Source organism: Streptomyces sp. NPDC028928 (assembly GCF_055564915.1).
Genome location: NZ_JBVHVI010000011.1, coordinates 350,440 through 373,401 on the forward strand (window position 1 = coordinate 350,440; position 22,962 = coordinate 373,401).

Annotated in this window: 18 protein-coding genes; 11 read left to right on the plus strand and 7 right to left on the minus strand. The window is 69.5% G+C overall.

Going from position 1 to position 22,962, the window contains the following annotated elements; all coding sequences use genetic code 11:
- Positions 1–56 precede the first annotated feature (56 nt).
- Together ACZ4U1_RS26925 and ACZ4U1_RS26930 are read left to right on the plus strand one after the other, a co-directional pair.
- Complete coding sequence (locus ACZ4U1_RS26925) at positions 57–401, plus strand: WXG100 family type VII secretion target (protein WP_208034745.1); 345 nt, start codon at positions 57–59, stop codon at positions 399–401.
- 77 nt (positions 402–478) lie between these two features.
- Complete coding sequence (locus ACZ4U1_RS26930; protein ID WP_467906649.1) at positions 479–778, plus strand: WXG100 family type VII secretion target; 300 nt, start codon at positions 479–481, stop codon at positions 776–778.
- 73 nt (positions 779–851) lie between these two features.
- Here the strand turns inward: ACZ4U1_RS26930 and ACZ4U1_RS26935 are convergent, their stop codons facing one another.
- The 4 genes from ACZ4U1_RS26935 to eccCa form a co-directional block, all read right to left on the minus strand.
- Complete coding sequence (locus ACZ4U1_RS26935; protein ID WP_467906650.1) at positions 852–2,927, minus strand: protein kinase domain-containing protein; 2,076 nt, start codon at positions 2,925–2,927, stop codon at positions 852–854.
- A gap of 72 nt (positions 2,928–2,999) precedes the next feature.
- Positions 3,000–5,159: a protein kinase domain-containing protein gene (locus ACZ4U1_RS26940; RefSeq protein WP_467906651.1), complete on the minus strand. Its 2,160-nt coding sequence runs from the start codon at positions 5,157–5,159 to the stop codon at positions 3,000–3,002.
- Positions 5,160–5,169: 10 nt separating this feature from the next.
- Positions 5,170–6,060, minus strand: coding sequence for a protein kinase family protein (locus ACZ4U1_RS26945; RefSeq protein WP_467906653.1), 891 nt, complete (start codon positions 6,058–6,060; stop codon positions 5,170–5,172).
- Between the two features lie 45 nt (positions 6,061–6,105).
- Complete coding sequence (eccCa, locus tag ACZ4U1_RS26950; protein ID WP_467906655.1) at positions 6,106–10,077, minus strand: type VII secretion protein EccCa; 3,972 nt, start codon at positions 10,075–10,077, stop codon at positions 6,106–6,108.
- 337 nt (positions 10,078–10,414) lie between these two features.
- Here eccCa and eccD point away from each other — a divergent pair, with 337 nt between their 5' ends.
- On the plus strand, positions 10,415–11,923 hold the full coding sequence (eccD, locus tag ACZ4U1_RS26955; RefSeq protein WP_467906689.1) for a type VII secretion integral membrane protein EccD: 1,509 nt from the start codon (positions 10,415–10,417) through the stop codon (positions 11,921–11,923).
- Positions 11,924–11,979: 56 nt separating this feature from the next.
- On the opposite strand, the gene ACZ4U1_RS26960 is transcribed toward eccD, so the two are convergent.
- Complete coding sequence (locus ACZ4U1_RS26960) at positions 11,980–12,273, minus strand: DUF397 domain-containing protein (protein WP_030657600.1); 294 nt, start codon at positions 12,271–12,273, stop codon at positions 11,980–11,982.
- 266 nt (positions 12,274–12,539) lie between these two features.
- On the opposite strand from ACZ4U1_RS26960, the gene rpsO reads away from it, so the two are divergent.
- The 5 genes from rpsO to ACZ4U1_RS26985 all read left to right on the plus strand — a co-directional run bounded on the left by rpsO (position 12,540) and on the right by ACZ4U1_RS26985 (position 18,022).
- On the plus strand, positions 12,540–12,827 hold the full coding sequence (rpsO, locus tag ACZ4U1_RS26965) for a 30S ribosomal protein S15 (RefSeq protein WP_003997419.1): 288 nt from the start codon (positions 12,540–12,542) through the stop codon (positions 12,825–12,827).
- Between the two features lie 354 nt (positions 12,828–13,181).
- Positions 13,182–15,401: a polyribonucleotide nucleotidyltransferase gene (locus ACZ4U1_RS26970; RefSeq protein WP_467906657.1), complete on the plus strand. Its 2,220-nt coding sequence runs from the start codon at positions 13,182–13,184 to the stop codon at positions 15,399–15,401.
- Complete coding sequence (locus ACZ4U1_RS26975; RefSeq protein ID WP_467906658.1) at positions 15,398–16,777, plus strand: M16 family metallopeptidase; 1,380 nt, start codon at positions 15,398–15,400, stop codon at positions 16,775–16,777. The genes ACZ4U1_RS26970 and ACZ4U1_RS26975 overlap by 4 nt, the downstream gene beginning before the upstream one ends.
- Positions 16,778–16,803: 26 nt before the next feature.
- The gene (dapB, locus tag ACZ4U1_RS26980; RefSeq protein WP_467906660.1) at positions 16,804–17,556 is read left to right on the plus strand and encodes a 4-hydroxy-tetrahydrodipicolinate reductase; all 753 of its coding nucleotides are present in this window, start codon (positions 16,804–16,806) and stop codon (positions 17,554–17,556) included.
- Between the two features lie 13 nt (positions 17,557–17,569).
- Positions 17,570–18,022, plus strand: coding sequence for a hypothetical protein (locus ACZ4U1_RS26985; RefSeq protein ID WP_467906661.1), 453 nt, complete (start codon positions 17,570–17,572; stop codon positions 18,020–18,022).
- A gap of 51 nt (positions 18,023–18,073) precedes the next feature.
- Here ACZ4U1_RS26985 and ACZ4U1_RS26990 read toward each other — a convergent pair whose 3' ends face one another.
- Together ACZ4U1_RS26990 and ACZ4U1_RS26995 are read right to left on the minus strand one after the other, a co-directional pair.
- Positions 18,074–18,628 carry a hypothetical protein gene (locus tag ACZ4U1_RS26990; protein WP_467906663.1) on the minus strand — a complete coding sequence of 185 codons (555 nt, stop codon included), beginning with the start codon at positions 18,626–18,628 and terminating at the stop codon, positions 18,074–18,076.
- Positions 18,629–18,730: 102 nt separating this feature from the next.
- Positions 18,731–18,967 (minus strand): hypothetical protein, encoded by a 237-nt coding sequence (locus tag ACZ4U1_RS26995; protein WP_401398915.1) that lies wholly within the window; start codon positions 18,965–18,967, stop codon positions 18,731–18,733.
- Between the two features lie 185 nt (positions 18,968–19,152).
- Between ACZ4U1_RS26995 and thyX the strand changes: the two genes are divergently transcribed.
- The 3 genes from thyX to ACZ4U1_RS27010 all read left to right on the plus strand — a co-directional run bounded on the left by thyX (position 19,153) and on the right by ACZ4U1_RS27010 (position 22,852).
- Entirely contained in the window at positions 19,153–19,902 is a 750-nt protein-coding gene (gene thyX, locus ACZ4U1_RS27000; RefSeq protein ID WP_467906664.1) for an FAD-dependent thymidylate synthase, read from the plus strand.
- 209 nt (positions 19,903–20,111) lie between these two features.
- Positions 20,112–21,011 (plus strand): 4-hydroxy-tetrahydrodipicolinate synthase, encoded by a 900-nt coding sequence (gene dapA, locus ACZ4U1_RS27005; RefSeq protein ID WP_467906666.1) that lies wholly within the window; start codon positions 20,112–20,114, stop codon positions 21,009–21,011.
- A gap of 155 nt (positions 21,012–21,166) precedes the next feature.
- Positions 21,167–22,852, plus strand: a complete 1,686-nt coding sequence (locus tag ACZ4U1_RS27010; protein WP_467906667.1) for a ribonuclease J — start codon at positions 21,167–21,169, stop codon at positions 22,850–22,852.
- Positions 22,853–22,962: the final 110 nt, after the last annotated feature.

Consider the following 22,962-nt stretch of genomic DNA (forward strand, 5'->3'; position numbering starts at 1 on the left):
GCGCGGCGGTGGGCCGAGACAGTTGGACCAGAGAGACAGACAGAGAAAGGGCTGAGATGGCCGACAACAAGCAGAAGCTCGAAGATGCATCAGTAATCCACCTGCAGAAGCAGATGCTGGAGAAGTACGAGGGCATCCGCAAGCGCGTGCACGGTCTGCAGGGCGTGATCGACGGCCTGGAGGGCCAGTGGCACGGTATCGGTCGTGCCGCCTTCGACTCGAAGCAGTACGAGATCAACCAGTCGCTGCAGGCCATCGGCGGCATCCTCGGTGACGTCATCGAGGCCATGACCGCGACGCGCAACATCAAGGACAGCAAGGAAGACGAGGTCCGGGCGGCCGTCAACAAGATCGACGTCCGGGACGGCGCCCCGACCGTGTCCCCGCTCAGCTCCTACTGATCCGAGCGGAACTCAGGACTTCTGCCGGGCAGCCGGCACATCGACCAGATACACATCAGCGAGACGAGGTAACAGGTATGGCCAACAACGCTGACGGCCTGTCAGTCACTTATGACGGTCTCGACGTCGCGGCGACGAAGATCGGCAACGAGGCGAGCGAGCTTGAGCGGGACCTCCAGGAGCTGCGGCGGCTGGTGGTGAGCAGCCTGCAGTACTGGGAGGGCCAGGCCCAGGACACCTTCAACGAGAAGCTGAACCGCTGGGACAAGGAAGCGAACGACATCCACCAGGCGCTGACCGGTATCGGCCACGTCGTCGCCCAGTCCGGTGGTACGTACATGGAAGGCGACAAGAAGGCGGCCAGCTACTTCCGCTAGGCCGAGGCTCGTAGGAGCGGCAAAGCAAGACCGGGGTGGGCGCGCGCGGGAGGCGCCCACCCCGGTTTTGTCGTCAGAAGACCGGCATGGCCACCGCTTCTCCGCCATTCAGCAGAAAGACGCGATTGCCGGCAGCCGCCATGCGCCAGGTGCCGCCCCGTTCAGGTTTGTATGTCCAAGCGGGTTCGCCGGTGTCCTTGTTGAGGGCGGTGATGCCCTTGGTGTCGCCCCCCTCGACCAACCACATCGAGTGGCCCTGGATGAGCGGAGCCACCATGGGCGCGTCATCGCCTTCGGGTGCTGCATACCAGTCCGAGTCTTCTTCGCCCGTATACGCGGAGAAGCGGACAGGACGTTGGCGGTACACAGACCATTGGCCACCGCCGTCCACGGAGAGAATGTAATCGCCGTCCAGAGTCGGAGGACCCCAGGTGCCAAGGGCCTTCCAGAGCTCTTCCCCGTCACTGAGACGGCAGGCCAGGAGTTCGTTGCCGCCCAGATAAACCGTCCCGTTGGCGATGACGGGAGCGAAGGCCGTTCCCTTGTTCTGTCCCGTCAGTTCCCATGACTTCTTGCCGGTCTTCGAGTCGAAGGCGAAGACCGTACCGTCTTCGCTGGACACCACCAGATGACCGTCGCCCGCTGCAGCCTCGGCGGTCTTTCCGATGGGTGCGACGTAGGCGGTGGGTACCGGCCATCTGTTCTTGTGGCTGCTTCGGTCCACTGCCCGCAGATTGTCGTCGGTCGTGGCGGCGTACACGGTGGAACGGTCGGCGGCGAGTACTCGTGTCACCCCGAGTGCGACGCTCCACAAGCGTTCGCTAGTGGAGGCGTCATGGATGTGCAGATTGCCCTTTCCGTCGACTGCGGCGAACTGGGTGCGCCCCACCGCCACATAGCGTGCGGACGCATCGATGTCGGGCAACGCCCACTTCTCCGTACCGTCCGTGATCTTGCGTGCGGTCAGTCCGCCGTTCGAAGAGGCGAAGATCACCACGTCGCGCAGCACCAGCGGCGCAGGGGAGTCCGTGGCGGCCACCTTGAGCGGGCCCCAGAACGGCCGCGGCGGCTTGTTGTCGTAGTAGTTGCCCGAGCTCGGATCCTTGATGAGCCTGGCGGGCGGGACGTCACCGGCCGGCGGTAGATCGTCGCGCGACATCAACCACGCTGTCGTACCTCCGCCTGCGGCAAGAAGCGCACCACTGGCTCCGAGCGTGGCAAGGAACCGGCGCCGGGACGTGCTCGACTGCCGTCCGTTGCGCACAACCGTCGTGTACTGCTTGGTCTGGGTCTCGTGCTGTCTGATCACCTCGCCGACCGGGCCTCGCTGCCAGATACGCCGTGCCCCTGGCGGCGGGGCGAAGGCTGCGGCGATCTGTGCCGGCACGGGACGTTGTGTCGGATCCTTGGACAGGCAGGGCCCGATAAGAGCCTGAAGACTCGGTGGTACCGCTGTGAGGTCGGGCTCGCCGTGCACGACCGCGTACTGAACCGCGGCCACGTGCGATCCGCTGTAAGCAGGCCGTCCACTGGCTGCGTAGACCAGAACGGCTCCGAGCGAGAAGACGTCTGCGGCCGGTCCCACCCGTTGCCCGAGAACCTGCTCCGGCGCACCGAAACCCGGTGTGACCGGGACCTGGCCGGTCGTGGTGAGGGTGAGGCCATGCTCGGGACGGGCGATGCCGAAATCGATGATCCGGGGACCCTTCGATGTCAGCACGATGTTGGCCGGCTTCAGGTCACGATGAACCAGCCCGGCGGCGTGAATGTCGGACAGGGTGGTTGCGAGTGCGGCGGCAAGTGCCCGGACACCGTTCTCGTCGAACGGACCCTGCGCGCCGATGGCCTGCTCGAGGGTCGGGCCGGAGAGGAACTCCGATGCGATCCAGGGGCGCCCACCTTCCAGCTGAGCGCCCAGCACCCGCGCGACGCCCTTGCTCGTCACCGCCTGGGCGGTGTGGGCCTCGCGCAGGAAGCGGTGGGCCAGATTCTGGTCGTGGGCGAGGTCGGGGCGCAGGACCTTCAGCGCGGCCACGGTGCCGGAGGCGTCCTGGCCCAGGTACACCTTGCCCATGCCGCCTTCGCCGAGCACACCGAGGAGCCGGTAGGGGCCGAGGCGGAGCGGATCACCGAAGCCGAGGGGAGTCATAGGAAGTCTCTCTTCAACGAGGTCTCATCGAAGGCAAGGCGTACGCGGACGAAGGCTTGATGCGGAACCGAGTCAGTCGAACGGCAGGGCGACAACAGAATTCTCCGCCACACCGAACAACAGCTTCCGGCTCGGCAGCGCCACCAGGGCGGTCGCACCGGTTCGGAATGTCCAGGCCGCCTTGTGGCTCGTGCGGTCGACAGCGACGATTCCGTCCGCTGACCGCCGGTAGATGTATGTCCTGCCCACCACCGGTGCAGTGTCGATGCCGGGGGACGCGGCCGGTGCATTGCTCTCGCGCCAGATCAGCTTGCCGTTGTCGGCGCCGACGGCGACGAGCCCGCGGGAGCCTTTGGCGGTCTCAGTCGCGTACACCACACCGTCATCGACGGTGGGAGCGCCGTACGCCGTCGCGGAGCCGTGATAGGACCAGACGGTCTTCCCGGTGCTCAGCGACAGCGCGCGCAGCGCATCACCACCACCGAGGTAGATGTTCTTGTGGTCTGCGGCCATCTGACCGCGTCCGGAGTGGAGTTCGGCCTGCGAAACCTCGACGGACCAGTCGCGGTGATCGTAGAGAGCGTTGTACGAGGTGAGGTACGGCCCGGAGCTCCCCTTGCCGCAGATGACCAAGGACTCGCCGACGACACGCGCCATCACGTACGTCTGCCCGGCGGAACCGGTTCGTCCCAGTGACAGGTCCCAGAGAACCTCGCCGTTGGCAAGGTCGGCGCAGAGAAGGCTCCACATGGTGTCCGGGCCGTCGACCTGGGTCTCTCCCCGCTTACGCGTCTTGACTCCCGCCACGGCGAAAGCCTTGCCGTCCGCCACGCACAACAGTCGCTCGTACTTGAGGCCGCCGGCCCACTTGTCGAGCTGGGCGGCCTGGGATGTGAAGGATCCATCACTCAGGCCGACGCTCGCGATGGTGAACGCATAGGGATTCGAGCCGACCGGGGACAGGCCGTAGAGCTGGCTGCCGTCCGTCGCTGTCCGCCACGGCCCGGCGAGATCCCCGCTGGCCCACGCCGGCCGACCGGTAGCCACGTCGAACGCGCGCACACTGGAGGAGCCGTTCACCACGAGGTGGTCGCCGACCACCACGGGGGGCGTGCGCTCCTCCGAAGCCGGAGCGGTGAAGGTCGTCCGCCACACTGCCGACGGAGCCTCTTCGCCGCCTCCTCGTCCCCACCGTGCCCAAGCGCCGGTCCCCGCAGCCGCCACCGCGAGTAGCGAACCTCCGCCGATCGTGAGGAGCTTGCGGCGAGACGGCCCGGTGGAGGCTGCGGTGGTGCCGGCGGTGACCGTCGGGTCGTACGGTCCCGGTGCCGGCACGGGTAGCCGGGCGGGAGGGGCCTGCCATACGGCCGTCGCCCGCCGGCCGATTTCGTCGAGCAACGGCTGAGGCAGAAGGTCTGCGAATTCCTCTTGGGATGTCGCCAGCTGCGCGCGGAGCTGCGCAGTGGTCGGTCGCTTCGACGGGTCCTTCTCGAGGCAGCGCGACAGTGCCGGCGCGAGGGCCGACGGAACATGACTCAGGTCGGGATCGGCGTAGCGGACCCGGTACAGCAGGTCCGCGACCTGTCCCGAACCGAACGGGGCGTGGCCGGTCGCCGCGAAGATCAGAACGCCTGCCAGCGCGAAGACATCACCCGCGGCCGTGTGCTCCTGACCCATGGCCTGTTCGGGAGACATGTAGGCCGGTGTGCCCGCAGCCGTTCCCGTACGTGTCAGGTGCTCGTCACCGAGGGCGCGTGCGATGCCGAAGTCGATGAGGCGAGGACCGTCGGCGGTGATCATGATGTTGGACGGTTTGAGATCACGGTGGACAACGTCCGAGCTGTGGAGTTGCCCCAGGGCCTCGCACAAGGCGGTCCCCAGTGCGCGCACTGCGGGCTCCGGCAGGGGGCCGAACGCACCGACCGCTTCACCGAGGGGAGGTCCGATCACGTATTCCGTCGCCAGCCACGGTGTGGGCGCCGAAGGATCCGCATCGAACACATCGGCCCCGTACCGCCCGCCGATCACCCGTGCTGCGTCGATCTCCAGGTGGAACCGGGTACGGGACGCGGGATCCGCCGCGATCCGGGCGTGCATCGTCTTCAGTGCGACGGTGCGCCCCGAAGCCGCTCGTGCAAGGTAGACCGTGCCCATGCCGCCGCTGCCGAGCCGGGCAAGCAACCGGTACGCCGCGATGCGGGCTGGGTCGTCGTGGGTGAGAGGCGAGAGCATCGGGAGCCAGTCACATTCGGGAGTCGAGGCGGAATTCCGCGGCGAGCAACGCGGCGGACTGTCGGGCCAGCGCGGCGATGACCTTCCCAGGAAGAGGAAGCGGGGCCGCCATGTCCAGGACGGTGGCTTGCGGTGATGCTGGAGTCGAACCGGCCAGTTCTTGAGCGAGGTCGCTCGCTTGTGGCCGCTGTGCGGCGTCACGGGACAGACAGCGGGAGACCAGCGAACGAAGAGAACCAGGCAGTTCGTCGATCTCCGGAACAGTGTGACCCGTACTCGCGTACGAGAGGACGGCTCCCAGAGCGAAGACATCTCCAGGCGGACGGGGCCGTCCACCGGACGCCTGCTCCGGTGCGAGGCAGCTCGGGTTGAGCCATGGGACGCCCGAGCGGACCACTCCGTCAGGAGCCGCCACCCGCGCAGCTCCGAAGCAGCCGATACGTGGCCCTTCCGTGCCGACCAACACCGCCTCCGGGGAGAGGCCGGCGTGCGTCACGCCTTGCATGTGGGCCACAGCGAGCGATGAGGCGATGGACGCGCCGAGCGCACGCACCGTGTGCTCGGGGAGGGGGCCGCCGTTGGCACCGAGTACCGCCGGCAGCGCGAGCAGCGGGCGGTACTCGATGCCGTACCAGGGGAGCGTCGGCGAAGCGTCGAGCTCGGCGATCCGCACGAGTGCGGGCAGCACGAGCCCTCGGGCCGTCGTTGCCTCGGCGGCCCATCGCGCGTGGTCCGCACCGATGGGCGGGAGCGCCAGGACGACTGTCCGGTCGCCGTCGTGGCTCCGGGCGATGAAACGGCGCTCGGCGACGGTGTTCATCGCGTCGCCGTCGAGAGCCGTCAGGACGGCGTACGAGCCGAGACGTGAAGGGAACTCGTGCCGGACTCCTGGCGCGGTCACTCGGAACCGCTCCGGGAGGCCCTCTCATGAGCGCCGACGACCCGCTCAGCCGTCATCGCGCACCAGCCCCACCTGCACCATCGGCTTCCCCCGCTTCCGCGACACGAAGATGCCCCGTCCCGCCGGCATCGGCCGCGGCCGGACGCCGCCGAGGAGGTCGCCCTCGGCCGGGTCGCCCGCGAGGACCACGCCCTGTGCGCCGAGTTCCTTGATGCGCTGCATGAAGGACTCGTAGCCGGCGCGGCCCGCGCCCGCCGTGGAGCGGGCGATGATGAAGCGGACGCCGACGTCGCGGGCGAACGGCAGCAGTTCCGTCAGGCCCGCCAGCGGGTTGCCGCTCGACGTGGACACGAGGTCGTAGTCGTCGATGATGACGTACACCGTGGGGCCCCGCCACCAGCTGCGGTTGCGCAGCTGCTCCGGGGTCACGTCGGCGGTCGGGGTGCGGCGCTGCATCAGGTCGGCCAGTGCGTCCATGTGGTGCTGCATCTGGTTCGACATGGGGATGTACTCGGCCAGGTGCGAATCCGGGGTCACCCCGAGCAGCGAGCGGCGGTTGTCCACGACGAAGAGCTTGCAGGTGTTTCCGTCGTACCGTTCGGTCAGGCGCTTGATGATCAGCTTGAGCAGGTTCGACTTGCCGGACTCGCTCTCTCCGAACACCAGGAAGAACGGGTCCTGTTCGAAGTCCACGAACACCGGCTCCAGGTTGTCCTCGTCGAGGGCGAAGGAGATGCCGCGGTTCGGGAAGCGGTCGCCCGGCGGAAGCTGCGTCGCCGGGAACTCGCGGGGCAGCAGGCGAACCTCGGGAGCACCGGGCTCCTGCCAGTGGCGGGTGACCTCGGCCGCGAGGGCGGTCGTCGCCTCCGCGAGGTCCGTGTCGGAGGAGAGCCCGTCGATGCGCGGGACCGCCGCCATGAAGTGCTGCTTCTGCGGGGTCTGACCGCGTCCGGGCACCCCGGTGGGCACGTTCGCCGCGATCTTGCGGTCGATCTCCGAGTCCATGGGATCACCCAGCCGCAGTTCGAGGCGGTTCATCAGGTGGTCCTTGAGGTTCGCGCGGACCTCCATCGAGCGCGAGGCGGTGAGGATCAGGTGGATGCCGTAGCCCAGACCGCGCGCGGCGATGTCCAGGACCATCGGCTCCAGGGCCTCGTAGTCCGTGCGGAAGTTGCCCCAGCCGTCGATGACCAGGAATACGTCACCCCAGGGCTGGTCGGTCACCGAGATGTCCCCGCGCGCGCGGCGGGTGCGGAACTCCGCGATGGACGAGATGCCCGCCGAGCGGAAGTACTCCTCGCGCCGGGTCATGACGCCGTACACCTCGGCCGTCGTACGCCGGACCTTCTCCGGGTCCAGCCGGGAGGCGACACCGCCCACGTGCGGCAGGCCGGCCACCGAGGCCATACCGCCACCACCGAAGTCCAGGCCGTAGAACTGCACTTCGTAGGGGGTGTGGGTGAGCGCGAAGGACGCGATGATCGAACGCAGCAGCGTCGACTTGCCGGACTGCGGGCCGCCGATGATCTGCATATGGCCGGCCGCGCCGCCGAAGTCCAGCCACAGCGGGTCGCGCCGCTGCTCGTACGGCTTGTCGATGAGGCCGGCCGGGACGACGAGCCGGCCCGCGCCCTCGTAGCCCGGCTGGGTCATGCCGCGGCCGGGCACCGGGGCGAGCCCCGGCAGCAGCGCGTCGAGCGACGGCGGGCTGTCCAGCGGGGGCAGCCACACCTGGTGGGCCGCCGGGCCCTGCGCCTCCAGACGCCGCACGATCACGTCGAGCACGGTGTCGGCGAGCGCGTCGTCCTGCCGCTCGTCGGGCGCCTCCTGGCGCTGCTGCGGGACCGCCGCGTACTGCACCGGGACCTCGGCCGCCGTGAAGAGGACCGGCCTGCGGTCGACGGGCAGCGGGCCGCCGAGCGCCGCGGCCTGCTGGGAGCTGGTGCGGTACACCCCGGAGACGTACGCCGCCTTGAAGCGGACCATTTCGTCCGTGCCGAACTTCAGGAAGCCGGAACCGGGGACGTTCGGCAGCTCGTAGGCGTCGGGGACGCCGAGCGCGGCGCGGGACTCGGCCGCCGAGAACGTCCGCAGACCGATCCGGTAGGAGAGGTACGTCTCCAGGCCCCTCAGCCGGCCCTCCTCCAGGCGCTGCGAGGCCAGCAGCAGGTGCACGCCCAGCGAACGGCCGATACGGCCGATCTGCACGAACATCTCGATGAAGTCCGGCTTCGCGGTCAGCAGCTCGCTGAACTCGTCGATCACCAGGACGAGGGACGGGATCGGCTGCAGCGGCGCACCCGCCGCGCGCGCCTTCTCGTAGTCGTGGATGTTGGCGTAGTTGCCCGCGTCGCGGAGCATCTCCTGACGGCGGTTCAGCTCGCCGCGGATCGAGTCGCCCATGCGGTCGACCAGGGTCAGGTCGTCCGCGAGGTTGGTGATGACGGCCGCCACGTGCGGCATCTGCGCCATGCCGGCGAAGGTCGCACCGCCCTTGAAGTCGGCGAGGACGAAGTTCAGCGTCTCCGAGGAGTGGGTGACGGCGAGGCCGAGGACCAGGGTGCGCAGCAGCTCCGACTTGCCGGAACCGGTCGCGCCGACGCACAGGCCGTGCGGGCCCATGCCCTCCTGCGCGGCCTCCTTGAGGTCGAGCATCACGGGCCGGCCGTCCTCGCCGAGACCGATCGGCACGCGCAGCCGCTCCGACTGCGAGCGGGGCCGCCAGGTCCGCTTCGGGTCGACCGAGGCGGCGTCGCCCAGGTTCAGCAGGTCCGTGAACTCCAGGTTGGCGAGCAGCGGTTCGTCGTCGTCGCCACCCGACGCCATGCGCAGCGGCGCCAGCTGGCGGGCGAGCGCCTCCGCCGCCTCGTACGACAGGACGTCCGGCGTCCCCTCGTAGACCATGCCGTGCGCCGACTCCAGGCGCAGCTCCCTGGGCTGCACGATGAGCGAGAGGTCGCCGCGGCCGATGGTGAGGTCGCCCGGCACGACCTCCAGGACCGTCACGCCCTGCAGACCCTCGGGGTTGGCCAGCAGCGAGTTGGGCGGCAGGGAGACGCCGTCGAGCACCACCACCAGATGGGGCTGCTCGGGCACCGGCGACCCGCCCGGGTGGAACCGCGGGCGGCCCTCCAGCCGGGAGGCGAGCCGGTCCTCCAGCTCCACCGGGTCGCTGCCGATCAGACGCACACTGCCGGCGCCGTCGGCGACGCCCGGGGCCTGCACGTGCGGCAGCCACTTGGCCCACTCCCACTCGGGCGCCGACTCGCGCGCGGTGACGACGGCGATGACCAGGTCCTCGGGGGAGTGCAGCGAGGCCAGGGAGGCGGTGACGGCACGCGCGGTGCCGCGCACGGTGCCCGGCTCGCCGCTGATCGTCACGTGGTAGAAGGCGCGCAGCGAGACCGCCATCGGCAGGTCGTCAAGGGTGCTGTGGGTGGCCAGGAAACGCTGCATCGCGCCCGCGGTCAGCGGCTCCAGCTCGTCGACCGGGGCGGTCTGCGGCGGGATCAGCGGGGTGGCCAGGGACTGCGGGCCGAGGCCCACGCGCACCTGCCCGAAGTCCTCGTCGCCGGTGCGCCGTTCCCACACCCGGCTGCCCTCGGCGACCAGCGCCCACAGTTGCTCCGGCGAAGGGTGCAGGTAGTACTGGGTGTCGCGCTGGGCCTTCGCGGTCTCCATGGCGGCGCGCCGGGTCTGCGAGAGGTAGCGCAGGTAGTCACGGCGCAGGTCGGCCATCTGCCCCTGGTTGCCGCGGCGGTAGCGGACCAGCATCGAGATGCCCATGGCGATGGTCGAGGCCACCATCACCAGGCCCATGATCTTCATGAAGGGCTGGGCCTGCGGGTTGAAGAAGAACACCACCGATCCGCCCATGCCCAGCATGGGCAGGAGCTGCATCAGTGCGCCTTCCTGCTGTCCGCGCGGCAGTTCCGGCGGAGCTTGCAGCACGACCTCGTCCGTGGGCACTTCCTTCGGCAGTGCCCGCGGTGGGCGCTTGACGACGATGTGGCTCACTACGCACCAATTCCCTAGCCGGACCGAGATGTTTCGTCCGCCGCCCCGTGTCAGGCGAACGTCGATCGCGAAGCGCGATCCTACTGACAACCACCGACAACGGCGGGCGGTAGGGTGCCGGTGAAGCGCGTGAGCAGTTGCGAATCGTTCCGGGAAAACCCGGGCAATCCGCAACGGTTCGAAGCATGTGCCTCCCGTAACTCCCGGCCAGAACCGCTTGTTCGGCCGGTGGAGCGGGCGGGCGCCGCACAACCTACACAGCATCTTTACGGGCGGAAGGGTGCGCGGTGGCACCGAACGCCGCCCCACCACCGACGAGGGGGAACAGCAGGTGAGCATGACGGCCTCCGCGCCGGCCGGCGCGACCGGTGGACCAGGCACCGGAGCCCCTTCCGGGGCGGGCATGGGATTCGGCTTCTGCCGCGTCACCATCGTGGCGCCCGACAGCCGCATCGACGTGGCGCTGCCCGACGACGTACCGGTCGCCGACCTGTACCCGGAGATCCTGCGGCTGTCCCAGCAGAGCCCCGCCGAGGGCGCGCCGGTCGGCTACCACCTCGTACGGCGTGACGGCACCGTCCTCGACGGCGCCCGGTCGTTCACGGCCCAGCGCATCCTCGACGGCGAACTCCTCACCCTGCGCCCGTTCGCCGAGTCGCTGCCCCCGGCCGTCCTCGACGACGTCTCGGAGGCGGTGGCCGCCGCCGTCACCCGGGACCGCACCCTGTGGAACGGCGACCTCACCCGGGCCGCCGGACTCGTCGCGGGCGGCATCCTGCCCGCGCTGCTCGCGTTCGTGGCCTGGAGCTCCCAGATCCGGCACGACATGCACAGCCTGCAGGGCATCATCGCGGGCATCTGCGGCATCCTGCTCGTCACCATCGCGTGTGTACGCGCGCGCGTCTACGACGACCGGGGCTCCGCGGTCGCGCTCGGACTCGGCGCCCTGCCGAACGTCGCCGTGGCCGGCTCCGGGCTGCTGTCGCTCTCCTCGGGCGAGGGCATCGGACGGCTCCAGTTCCTGCTCGCCTGCACCGCCGTCCTCCTCGCCGCCCTGGTACTCAGCCTGGTGTCACCGGGCGGCGATGGACCGTTCGTGGCGTTCGTCTTCGCCTCCGCCATCGGCCTGATCACGACCTTCATCGCGATCCTCACCGACCTGGAGCCCATCGAGACGGCCGCCGTCTGCGCCCCGCTGTCCGTCGTGGCGCTCGCCTTCCTGCCCGGCCTGTCCATGCGTTTCGCGCGGCTGCCCATCGGCTTCGAACCGCCCAACCCCTCCCGCGGCGGCTACGACAGCGGTGAGCCGGCCCCCCAGGAGCCGGTCGACGCCGAGCGCGTCGCCGCCCAGGCCCGGCGCGGTCACGAACTCCTCGTCGGCCTGGTCGGCGGCTGCGCCCTCGTCGCGGTGGGCGCGTCGATCGTCCTCGGCTTCTCCAGCAACATGTGGGCCCAGCTGCTGGCCCTCGCGACCGGCTTGGCCATGCTCATGCGGGCACACCTGTTCCGTTACACCGCGCAGGTCGGCGCCACCCTGGCCGCGGGCCTCGCCGCGATCATCTTCCTCGGCCTCGGGCTGGCCCTGAACCCGCCCCGGGACTACCTGATCGACGCCTTCCGGGGCGACACCGCCGCCCTCGACATCCGCAGCGTCTGGCTCGCCGCGGCCGTCGCCGCGGCCACCGCCCTGGTCACCGCGATCGCCCTGATCACCCCACGGCGCGGTGTCACCCCCTTCTGGGGTCGCTTCCTGGAGATCGCCGAGAGCTTCGTCCTGCTCACGCTGATCCCGCTGGCCCTGGCCGTGTTCGACGTGTACGCACAGGCCCGGGCGATGACCAGCTAGGAACCGGACGGCGAAAAGGGCGGCACGCGCGCGTGCCGCCCTTTCTCATGCGCGGCTCACTGCACGTCAAGCCCACCGTTATGAGCCATCGGCTTCAGATCGAACTCCCCGTCCCGAGCCCCCAGCACGAACGCCCGCCACTCCGCCTCGGTGTAGCGCAGCACGGTGTCCGGGTCGAGGGAGGAACGCATGGCGACCGCCCCGCCGGGCAGGTACGCGATCTCGACCCGCTCCTCGTGCTCCTCCGTGCCCGGCGCGCAGTGCCACTCGACGCCCGAGATGTCGAGCGCGTACAGCTCGTCCCGCTCCCGCTCCTTGCGTGCCTTGATCTCCGCTTCCGTCTCCGCCATCGTGCAGCGAACCCCTTCCCGAGGTAGGTACGGTCCCGGGCTCACCCTAGTGGCCGGTGCGGCCCCGCCAGGAGGGTTCGGTGACCGGGCGCAAGACCCCCGCGATCGCCTGGTACCCTGAGTGACGGCCGTTTGTGTACGCACCCCCGGAACCGCGTGTTCTGGAGGCCGCGCCCAGCGGATCCCCGCCTCCCGAGTAACGGAAGCTCCCCCGAGACGTAGACCGGGGGCACTCGGTGGCACTCAACAGACTATGAGGAGTACGCGTGTCGCTCGACGCCGCTACGAAGAAGCAGATCATCGCCGAGTTCGGTACCAAGGAGGGTGACACCGGCTCCCCCGAGGTCCAGGTCGCTCTGCTCTCCCGTCGGATCTCCGACCTGACGGAGCACCTCAAGACCCACAAGCACGACCACCACTCCCGCCGTGGCCTGCTGATCCTCGTCGGTCAGCGTCGCCGCCTTCTCCAGTACCTGGCGAAGAAGGACATCCAGCGCTTCCGTGCGCTGGTCGACCGCCTCGGCATCCGCCGCGGTGCGGCGGGCGCCAAGTAAGACGCCGTGAGGGGAGCGGTTCCCGGAAGGACTCGGGGACCGCTCCCTTCGTCGTACGTGCGGAAACGTGCGGAGTGTCACTCACGCTTTGTAGTGTGGTAGCACAACGCAGTACGCACGACACGGAACGACGTACGGCACAGCACGACGACGTACGACAGCAGTAACGAGACAGAACGAGGAGGAGCGCACCTAGCCGCCGCCGGTCCTCGGTAGTGGCCCCCGGGGGGAAGCGAGCCCCGGGTGCTTCGATCGAAGACCGGCCCGCACCGCACGGAGCGCTTCTCCGCCACCGTCCCCCTGCCACACGGGCAGCCAAGGGACGAAAGACGATCAGTAACGGAGAAAACGCTAGTGGAGAACGAGACCCACTACGCCGAGGCCGTCATCGACAACGGCCCCTTCGGCACCCGCACCATCCGCTTCGAGACGGGCCGCCTGGCCAAGCAGGCCGCCGGCTCCGCCGTGGCGTACCTGGACGACGACACCATGGTGCTGTCGGCCACCACCGCCTCCAAGCAGCCCAAGGACCAGCTCGACTTCTTCCCGCTGACGGTGGACGTCGAGGAGCGGATGTACGCCGCCGGCAAGATCCCCGGCAGCTTCTTCCGCCGTGAGGGCCGGCCGTCCGAGGACGCGATCCTCACCTGCCGCCTCATCGACCGTCCGCTGCGCCCGTCCTTCAAGAAGGGCCTGCGCAACGAGATCCAGGTCGTCGCCACGATCATGGCGCTCAACCCCGACCACCTGTACGACGTCGTGGCGATCAACGCCGCGTCCGCGTCCACGCAGCTGGCCGGTCTGCCCTTCTCCGGCCCGATCGGCGGCGTCCGCGTCGCGCTGATCCGCGGCCAGTGGGTCGCCTTCCCGACCCACACCGAGCTGGAGGACGCCGTCTTCGACATGGTCGTCGCCGGCCGTGTCCTGGAGGACGGCGACGTCGCGATCATGATGGTCGAGGCCGAGGCCACCGAGAAGACCATCAAGCTGGTCGAGGGTGGCGCCGAGGCGCCGACCGAGGAGGTCGTCGCCGCCGGTCTGGAGGCCGCCAAGCCCTTCATCAAGGTCCTGTGCCGCGCCCAGGCCGACCTCGCCGCCAAGGCCGCCAAGCCGACCGCCGAGTTCCCGATCTTCCTGGACTACCAGGACGACGTGTTCGAGGCCCTGACCGCCGCGGTCCGCCCCGAGCTGGCCCAGGCGCTCACCATCGCCGGCAAGCAGGAGCGCGAGGCCGAGCTGGACCGCGTCAAGGGGCTCGCCGCCGAGAAGCTCCTGCCGGAGTTCGAGGGCCGCGAGAAGGAGATCTCCGCCGCGTACCGCGCGCTCACCAAGCAGCTGGTCCGCGAGCGCGTGATCAAGGAGAAGAAGCGCATCGACGGGCGCGGACTCACCGACATCCGCACCCTCGCCGCCGAGGTCGAGGCCATCCCGCGGGTCCACGGCTCCGCCGTGTTCGAGCGTGGCGAGACCCAGATCCTGGGCGTCACCACCCTCAACATGCTCCGCATGGAGCAGCAGCTGGACACCCTCTCCCCGGTGACCCGCAAGCGCTACATGCACAACTACAACTTCCCGCCGTACTCCACCGGCGAGACCGGCCGCGTCGGCTCCCCGAAGCGCCGCGAGATCGGCCACGGCGCCCTCGCCGAGCGCGCCCTGGTCCCGGTCCTGCCGACGCGCGAGGAGTTCCCCTACGCGATCCGCCAGGTGTCCGAGGCGCTCAGCTCGAACGGCTCGACGTCCATGGGCTCGGTCTGCGCCTCCACCATGTCGCTGCTGAACGCCGGTGTGCCGCTGAAGGCCCCGGTCGCCGGTATCGCCATGGGTCTGATCTCCCAGGAGATCGACGGCGAGACGCACTACGTCACCCTCACCGACATCCTCGGTGCGGAGGACGCCTTCGGCGACATGGACTTCAAGGTCGCCGGCACCAAGGAGTTCGTGACCGCCCTCCAGCTCGACACCAAGCTGGACGGCATCCCCGCCTCCGTCCTGGCCGCGGCCCTCAAGCAGGCCCGCGACGCCCGCCTGCACATCCTCGACGTGATGATGGAGGCCATCGACCGGCCCGACGAGATGAGCCCGCACGCCCCGCGGATCATCACCGTCAAGATCCCGGTCGACAAGATCGGTGAGGTCATCGGCCCCAAGGGCAAGATGATCAACCAGATCCAGGAGGACACGGGCGCCGAGATCACGATCGAGGACGACGGCACGATCTACATCGGTGCCGCCGACGGCCCCTCGGCCGAGGCCGCCCGCGCCACGATCAACGGCATCGCCAACCCGACGATGCCCGAGGTCGGCGAGCGGTACCTGGGTACGGTCGTCAAGACGACCACCTTCGGTGCGTTCGTCTCCCTGCTGCCCGGCAAGGACGGTCTGCTGCACATCTCGCAGATCCGCAAGCTCGCCGGCGGCAAGCGCGTGGAGAACGTCGAGGACGTCCTCGGCGTGGGCCAGAAGGTCCAGGTCGAGATCGCCGAGATCGACTCCCGCGGCAAGCTCTCCCTCGTTCCGGTGATCGAGGGCGAGGAAGGCGACGAGACCTCGAAGGACGACGCCGAGCAGTGACGTCCCGTAGCTCGCAGGTGACGGCCCGCTCCTCTTCGGAGGCGCGGGCCGTCGCCCGTACCCAAACCCTCATCAAGGGCCAGAACGGCATCGGCACGGTCCGCAAGACGACCCTCCCGGGCGGCCTGCGCATCGTCACCGAGACGCTGCCCTCGGTCCGCTCCGCGACCTTCGGCATCTGGGCGCACGTCGGCTCCCGCGACGAGACCCGGTCGCTGAACGGCGCCACGCACTACCTGGAGCACCTGCTCTTCAAGGGCACCAGCAAGCGCAGCGCCCTGGACATCTCCTCCGCGCTCGACGCGGTCGGCGGCGAGATGAACGCGTTCACGGCCAAGGAGTACACGTGCTACTACGCGCGCGTGCTCGACGCCGACCTGCCCCTCGCCATCGACGTCGTCTGCGACATGCTGACCGGCTCGCTGATCCTCGAAGAGGACGTCGACGTCGAGCGCGGCGCGATCCTCGAAGAGATCGCCATGACCGAGGACGACCCCGGCGACTGTGTGCACGACCTGTTCGCGCACACCATGTTCGGCGACAACGCCCTCGGCCGCCCGGTCCTCGGCACGGTCGACACGGTCAACGCCCTCACCGCCGACCGCATCCGCCGCTTCTACAGGAAGCACTACGACCCCACCCACCTCGTGGTCGCCTGCGCCGGCAACATCGACCACAACAAGGTCGTACGACAGGTCCGCGCGGCCTTCGAGAAGGCGGGCGCCCTCACCGACCAGGACGCCCGGCCCATCGCCCCGCGCGACGGCAGCCGTACGATCCGCACCTCCGGCAAGGTCGAGCTGCTGGGCCGCAAGACCGAGCAGGCGCACATCGTCCTCGGCATGCCCGGGCTCGCCCGCACCGACGACCGCCGCTGGGCCATGGGCGTGCTCAACACCGCCCTCGGCGGCGGCATGTCCTCCCGCCTCTTCCAGGAGGTCCGGGAGAAGCGCGGCCTGGCCTACAGCGTGTACTCGTACACCTCCGCCTTCGCCGACTGCGGACTGTTCGGCGTCTACGCCGGCTGCCGGCCCAGCCAGGTGCACGACGTGCTGCGGATCTGCCGCGACGAACTCGACCACGTCGCGCAGAACGGCCTCTCCGACGACGAGATCGCCCGCGCCATCGGCCAGCTGAGGGGCTCCACGGTCCTGGGCCTGGAGGACACCGGCGCGCTGATGAACCGTATCGGCAAGAGCGAGCTGTGCTGGGGCGAGCAGATGTCCGTGGACGACATGCTGGCGAAGATAGCCGCGGTCACTCCGGACGAGGTCCGCTCCGTCGCCCGCGACATCCTGGGACAGCGTCCGTCGCTGTCGGTCATCGGCCCGCTCAAGGACAAGCAGGCGTCCCGGCTGCACGACGCGGTCGCCTGAAACACCACCGGTTAGGAAGCAGGAACATGAGCAAGCTGCGCGTGGCGGTCCTCGGTGCCAAGGGCCGGATCGGGTCCGAGGCGGTCAAGGCGGTCGAGGCCGCGGAGGACATGGAACTGGTCGCCGCACTCGGCCGCGGCGACAAGCTGGAGACGCTGGCGGAGACCGGCGCCCAGGTCGCCGTGGAACTGACCACCCCCGCCTCGGTCATGGGCAACCTCGACTTCTGCCTGCGCCACGGCATCCACGCCGTGGTCGGTACGACGGGCTGGACCGAGGACCGCCTCGCGCAGCTGAAGGGCTGGCTGGCCCAGTCCCCGGAGACCGGCGTGCTCATCGCGCCGAACTTCTCCATCGGGGCCGTGCTGACGATGAAGTTCGCGCAGATCGCCGCGCCGTACTTCGAGTCGGTGGAGGTGGTCGAGCTGCACCACCCGAACAAGGTGGACGCCCCCTCCGGCACCGCCACGCGCACGGCCCAGCTCATCGCCGAGGCCCGCCGTACGGCGGGTACGGCCCCGGCGCCGGACGCCACCGCCACGGCCCTGGACGGCGCCCGCGGCGCGACCGTGGACGGCGTCCCGGTCCACGCCGTCCGGCTGCGCGGCCTCCTGGCCCACCAGGAGGTCCTGCTCGGCGGTGAGGGCGAGACCCTGACCATCCGTCACGACTCGCTGCACCACAGCAGCTTCATGCCGGGCATCCTGCTCGGCGCGCGCCGCGTGGTGACCACTCCGGGCCTCACCTTCGGCCTGGAACACTTCCTGGACCTGAGCTGAGCCCGACGACGTCATGCGCGCGAAGATCACCTACCTCGTCACGGCCGCCGTCCTGGTCTTCTACTTCGCCCTGGTCGGCAGCCGCGGCGTGATGCTCATCCAGTCCGGCACGCTCCTCACCGTCACCTTCGGGGTGGCGGTGCTGATCCTGCCGGTCATCGGCCTGTGGTTCCTGTGGAAGAACACCCAGTTCGTCCGCAGGGCCAACGCCCTCGCCGCGGAGCTGGAGGCCGAGGGCGGCCTCCCGGTCGACGAGCTGAAGCGCCTGCCCAGCGGCCGGATCGACCGTGATTCGGCCGACGAGGTCTTCGCCAAGCGCAAGGCCGAGACGGAGGCGTCCCCCGACGACTGGCGCTGCTGGTTCCGCCTCGCCGTCGCCTACCACGACGCCCGCGACACCCCCCGCGCCCGCAAGGCGATGCAACGCGCCATCGCCTTGCACGACGGCCGCCCTGTCCGAACCTGACCGCGCAAGGTCCAACCCCCTGACCGCACACTCCCGCGGGGCACCCTCCGGTCAGCCGTGGTGGTTCTCCGCGGCCCACGCCTCCACCGCGTCCGCCGCCCGGTCGAAGGCCATCGGCCGGCCCAGGAAGTCCAGGCTGTGCGTGGTGAGCAGCGGCGGGGTGTCCTCGGCGGACTGGTCCCTGCGTACGAGCGCCAGCGCCTGCCCCTGTACGGTGCGCGGCAGCCCCAGCCAGCGCACCGGCTGCTGCACCGTACGCACGGAGACCACCCGTGCCCACGGCACCGTCCGCGTCACCAGGAAGCCGGTGCGGCGCAGCCCGCGCCCGCTCACCCACACGCCCATGCGCAGCAGCCGCAGCGCGCCGGCGACGATCGCCAGGCCCACGCCGAGCACCACCGTGGCGGTGGACAGCGAGCCGGTCAGCGCGGTGAGCACCACGGCGAACAGCACGAACGAGGCGAGCAGCAGCACCAGCGCGGCCACACCCACGCGCCAGGGCCCGGGCCGATAGGGGCGCCGCCAGCGGTCCGGGTCGTCGTACGGCAGCGCACTCTCGGCCGCCGAATCAAAGGTGCGGTCGGCCGTCAGGAAGGGCAGGGGCACGGCTGGTCCTCACTCGGTCCTCACGGGAGCTGTGCCGTGAGGCTATCCGGCCCCGTTCCGGCCCACCAGCCGTGGGCGTCCGGAAGAGTAGGTGCCTGCGCTTCAGTGCCCCTGGGACGCCTGGGACTGCTGAGCCGGCGTACCGGACGGCGTGGAGAGCGCCGGTGTGCCGAGGATCAGGGCGCCGGCGAGCCCGGCGACGATGGTCAGACCCAGCAGCCAGCGCCCGGCTATCTCGCCGAAGGACGCCCGCCTGCGGGGCGGGGGAGTGACATTACTGCGGAACCTGTCCGCCTCGGCCAGGAAGGCGAAGGGTACGGGCTCGCGCCGACGGAACATCGTGGGTGCCGCTCCTCTCAGGGTTCGTGATCGAACACGTGGATCTCACCGGTACAGACGCGCGAGTGACACAAAAGGTGCCCATGTCCGAAAAAATCTCGGGCGCGTTTTTTGGGGCGAGGCGCCGGGGCACCGCGCCAGGCCCCGCCGAGTGCCCCGTAAGGTGGGCGGCAACCACAGAAGTGATGGGAAGGACCCCTACCCCCGTGACCACCCCCGAGTCGCTCACGTTCCGCAGTGACGTCACCGTCGAGCTGGTGAAGTCCAGCGCTTCGGACGCCGACGTGCTCTTCGCCGCCCGTGTCTCCACCGCCGGCGAGCAGTCCCTGGACGAGCTGAAGAAGGACCCCGAGCGCTCCAAGGGCCTGATCAACTTCCTGATGCGCGACCGGCACGGCAGCCCGTTCGAGCACAACTCGATGACGTTCTTCATCAGCGCCCCGATCTTCGTCTTCCGCGAGTTCATGCGGCACCGCGTGGGCTGGTCGTACAACGAGGAGTCCGGCCGCTACCGCGAGCTGCAGCCGGTCTTCTACGTCCCGGACGCCTCCCGCAAGCTCGTCCAGGAGGGCCGCCCCGGCAAGTACGTCTTCGTCGAGGGCACCCCGGCCCAGCACGAGGCGGTCACCGGCACCCTGCGGGAGTCGTACGAGCAGGCGTACACGGCCTACCAGAAGATGCTCGCCGAGGGCGTCGCCCGCGAGGTCGCCCGCGCGGCCCTGCCCGTCGGCCTCTACTCCTCGATGTACGCCACCTGCAACGCGCGCTCCCTCATGCACTTCCTCGGCCTGCGCACCCAGCACGAGCTGGCCAAGGTGCCGTCCTTCCCGCAGCGGGAGATCGAGATGGTGGGCGAGAAGATGGAGGCGGAGTGGGCGAAGCTCATGCCGCTGACGTACGCCGCCTTCAACGCGAACGGGCGTGTGGCCCCGTAACGAAGCCTTGTTCCCCTGTCGGAACGGATGTACGGATCAGCCTCGCGAAGTGTCCGTATTGCGGCATTTAGAGAAGTTCATCTAGCCTGATCAAACGGACCCGGCACTGCTTGAACCCCCGAGCAGGCAGTGCCGGGCTCCACTTTGTCCTGACTTTCCCGGCACCCCAAGGGCACACCCCGCATCGAGCACCGAGTAGCGTGTTACCCATGGCTCCGACCTCCACTCCGCAGACCCCCTTCGGGCGGGTCCTCACCGCCATGGTCACGCCCTTCACGGCGGACGGCGCACTCGACCTCGACGGCGCGCAGCGGCTCGCCGCCCACCTGGTGGACGCAGGCAACGACGGCCTGATCATCAACGGCACCACCGGCGAGTCCCCCACCACCAGCGACGCGGAGAAATCGGACCTCGTACGAGCCGTCCTGGAGGCCGTCGGCGACCGCGCCCACGTCGTGGCCGGCGTCGGCACCAACGACACCCACCACAGCATCGAGCTGGCACGCCAGGCCGAGCGCGACGGCGCCCACGGCCTCCTGGTCGTCACGCCGTACTACAACAAGCCCCCGCAGGAGGGCCTGTACCGGCACTTCACGGCCGTCGCCGACGCCACCGGCCTGCCCGTCATGCTGTACGACATCCCCGGCCGCAGCGGCGTCCCGATCAACACCGAGACCCTCGTCCGGCTCGCCGAGCACCCCCGGATCGTCGCCAACAAGGACGCCAAGGGCGACCTCGGCCGCGCCAGCTGGGCCATCGCCCAGTCCGGCCTCGCCTGGTACTCCGGCGACGACATGCTCAACCTCCCGCTGCTCTCCGTCGGCGCGGTCGGCTTCGTCTCGGTCGTCGGCCACCTGGTCACCCCCGACCTGCGCGCCCTCGTCGACGCGTACGTCTCCGGCGACGTCGTCAAGGCCACCGAGATCCACCAGAAGCTGCTCCCGGTCTACACCGGCATGTTCCGCACCCAGGGCGTCATGACCACCAAGGCCGCCCTCGCCCTCCAGGGACTGCCCGCCGGACCGCTGCGCTCGCCCATGGTCGAGTGCTCGCCCGAGGAGATCGCCCAGCTCAAGATCGATCTTGCTGCCGGCGGGGTACAGCTCTGATTAAAGACTTGGCACCACAGGGGCTTCACAACTGAAGAACAACAGAAGACGCAGGCCACCGGTGCCTGCATCCACAACGACAACTGCTTCCGCACGAAACGTCATGCGCGCCACGTGCCGTACCGGTACGTGGCGCGTGTGCTGAGGAGAGTCTTTTGAGTCATCCGCATCCTGAACTCGGCCCGCCGCCGCCGCTCCCCGAGGGCGGCCTGCGGGTCACCCCGCTCGGCGGCCTCGGCGAGATCGGCCGGAACATGACGGTCTTCGAGTACGGCGGCCGCCTGCTGATCGTCGACTGCGGAGTGCTCTTCCCGGAGGAGGAGCAGCCCGGAATCGACCTGATCCTGCCGGACTTCTCGTCCATCCGGGACCGCCTGGACGACATCGAGGGCATCGTCCTCACCCACGGCCACGAGGACCACATCGGCGGTGTCCCCTTCCTGCTCCGCGAGAAGCCGGACATCCCGCTGATCGGCTCCAAGCTCACCCTGGCCCTCATCGAGGCCAAGCTCCAGGAGCACCGGATCCGGCCGTACACCCTGGAGGTGGCGGAGGGGAACCGCGAGCGCATCGGCCCCTTCGACTGCGAGTTCGTCGCCGTCAACCACTCGATCCCGGACGCCTTGGCCGTCGCCATCCGCACCCCCGCCGGCATGGTGGTGCACACCGGCGACTTCAAGATGGACCAGCTCCCGCTGGACAACCGCCTCACCGACCTGCACGCCTTCGCGCGGCTGAGCGAAGAGGGCATCGACCTCCTCCTCAGCGACTCCACGAACGCCGAGGTCCCGGGGTTCACCCCGCACGAGCGCGACATCTCCAACGTCCTGCGGCAGGTCTTCGCCGGCGCCCGCAAGCGGATCATCGTGGCGAGCTTCGCCAGTCACGTCCACCGCATCCAGCAGATTCTGGACGCCGCCCACGAGTACGGCCGCAGGGTCGCCTTCGTCGGCCGGTCCATGGTCCGCAACATGGGCATCGCCCGCGACCTCGGCTACCTGAAGGTCCCGCCGGGCCTGGTGGTCGACGTCAAGACGCTGGACGACCTGCCCGACCACGAGGTGGTCCTGGTCTGCACGGGCTCCCAGGGCGAGCCGATGGCGGCCCTGTCCCGCATGGCCAACAGGGACCACCAGATCCGCATCGTCGAGGGCGACACGGTCATCCTGGCGTCCTCCCTCATCCCCGGGAACGAGAACGCGGTCTACCGCGTGATCAACGGCCTGACCCGCTGGGGCGCCAACGTCGTCCACAAGGGCAACGCCAAGGTGCACGTCTCCGGCCACGCGTCGGCGGGCGAGCTGCTGTACTTCTACAACATCTGCCGCCCGAAGAACCTCATGCCCGTCCACGGCGAATGGCGCCACCTGCGGGCCAACGCCGAGCTGGGTGCCCTGACCGGCGTCCCGCACGACCGGATCGTCATCGCCGAGGACGGCGTGGCGGTCGACCTGGTCGAGGGCAAGGCCAAGATCTCCGGCAAGGTCCAGGCCGGTTACGTCTACGTCGACGGCCTCTCTGTCGGCGACGTCGGCGAGCCGGCGCTGAAGGACCGCAAGATCCTCGGCGACGAGGGCATCATCTCGGTCTTCGTGGTCATGGACGCCTCCACCGGCAAGATCACCGGCGGCCCGCACGTCCAGGCGCGCGGCTCCGGCATCGAGGACTCGGCCTTCTCCGACGTCATCCCGAAGATCACCGAGGTCCTGGAGCGGTCGGCCCAGGACGGCGTCGTGGAGCCCCACCAGCTCCAGCAGCTCGTCCGCCGGACCCTCGGCAAGTGGGTCTCGGACAACTATCGCCGCAGGCCGATGATCCTCCCGGTGGTCGTGGAGGTCTGACGCACCGTCGGTCCACGTCCGGAGCGGGGGGGGGGGGGGGGGGGGGGGGGGGGGGGGAGCCAGGAGGTTGGGGGGTCGGGACAAAAAGGAAAAGAAAAAATCCAAGAACG

Bases quoted from the DNA above. Each gene is read 5' to 3' on its own strand.
- ACZ4U1_RS26925 (WP_208034745.1), top strand. From the start codon at position 57: ATGGCCGACAACAAGCAGAAGCTCGAAGATGCATCAGTAATCCACCTG.
- ACZ4U1_RS26930 (WP_467906649.1), top strand. From the start codon at position 479: ATGGCCAACAACGCTGACGGCCTGTCAGTCACTTATGACGGTCTCGAC.
- ACZ4U1_RS26935 (WP_467906650.1), bottom strand. From the start codon at position 2,927: ATGACTCCCCTCGGCTTCGGTGATCCGCTCCGCCTCGGCCCCTACCGG.
- ACZ4U1_RS26940 (WP_467906651.1), bottom strand. From the start codon at position 5,159: ATGCTCTCGCCTCTCACCCACGACGACCCAGCCCGCATCGCGGCGTAC.
- eccD (WP_467906689.1), top strand. From the start codon at position 10,415: ATGACGGCCTCCGCGCCGGCCGGCGCGACCGGTGGACCAGGCACCGGA.
- ACZ4U1_RS26960 (WP_030657600.1), bottom strand. From the start codon at position 12,273: ATGGCGGAGACGGAAGCGGAGATCAAGGCACGCAAGGAGCGGGAGCGG.
- dapB (WP_467906660.1), top strand. From the start codon at position 16,804: ATGAGCAAGCTGCGCGTGGCGGTCCTCGGTGCCAAGGGCCGGATCGGG.
- ACZ4U1_RS26985 (WP_467906661.1), top strand. From the start codon at position 17,570: ATGCGCGCGAAGATCACCTACCTCGTCACGGCCGCCGTCCTGGTCTTC.
- ACZ4U1_RS26995 (WP_401398915.1), bottom strand. From the start codon at position 18,967: ATGTTCCGTCGGCGCGAGCCCGTACCCTTCGCCTTCCTGGCCGAGGCG.
- thyX (WP_467906664.1), top strand. From the start codon at position 19,153: ATGGGAAGGACCCCTACCCCCGTGACCACCCCCGAGTCGCTCACGTTC.
- dapA (WP_467906666.1), top strand. From the start codon at position 20,112: ATGGCTCCGACCTCCACTCCGCAGACCCCCTTCGGGCGGGTCCTCACC.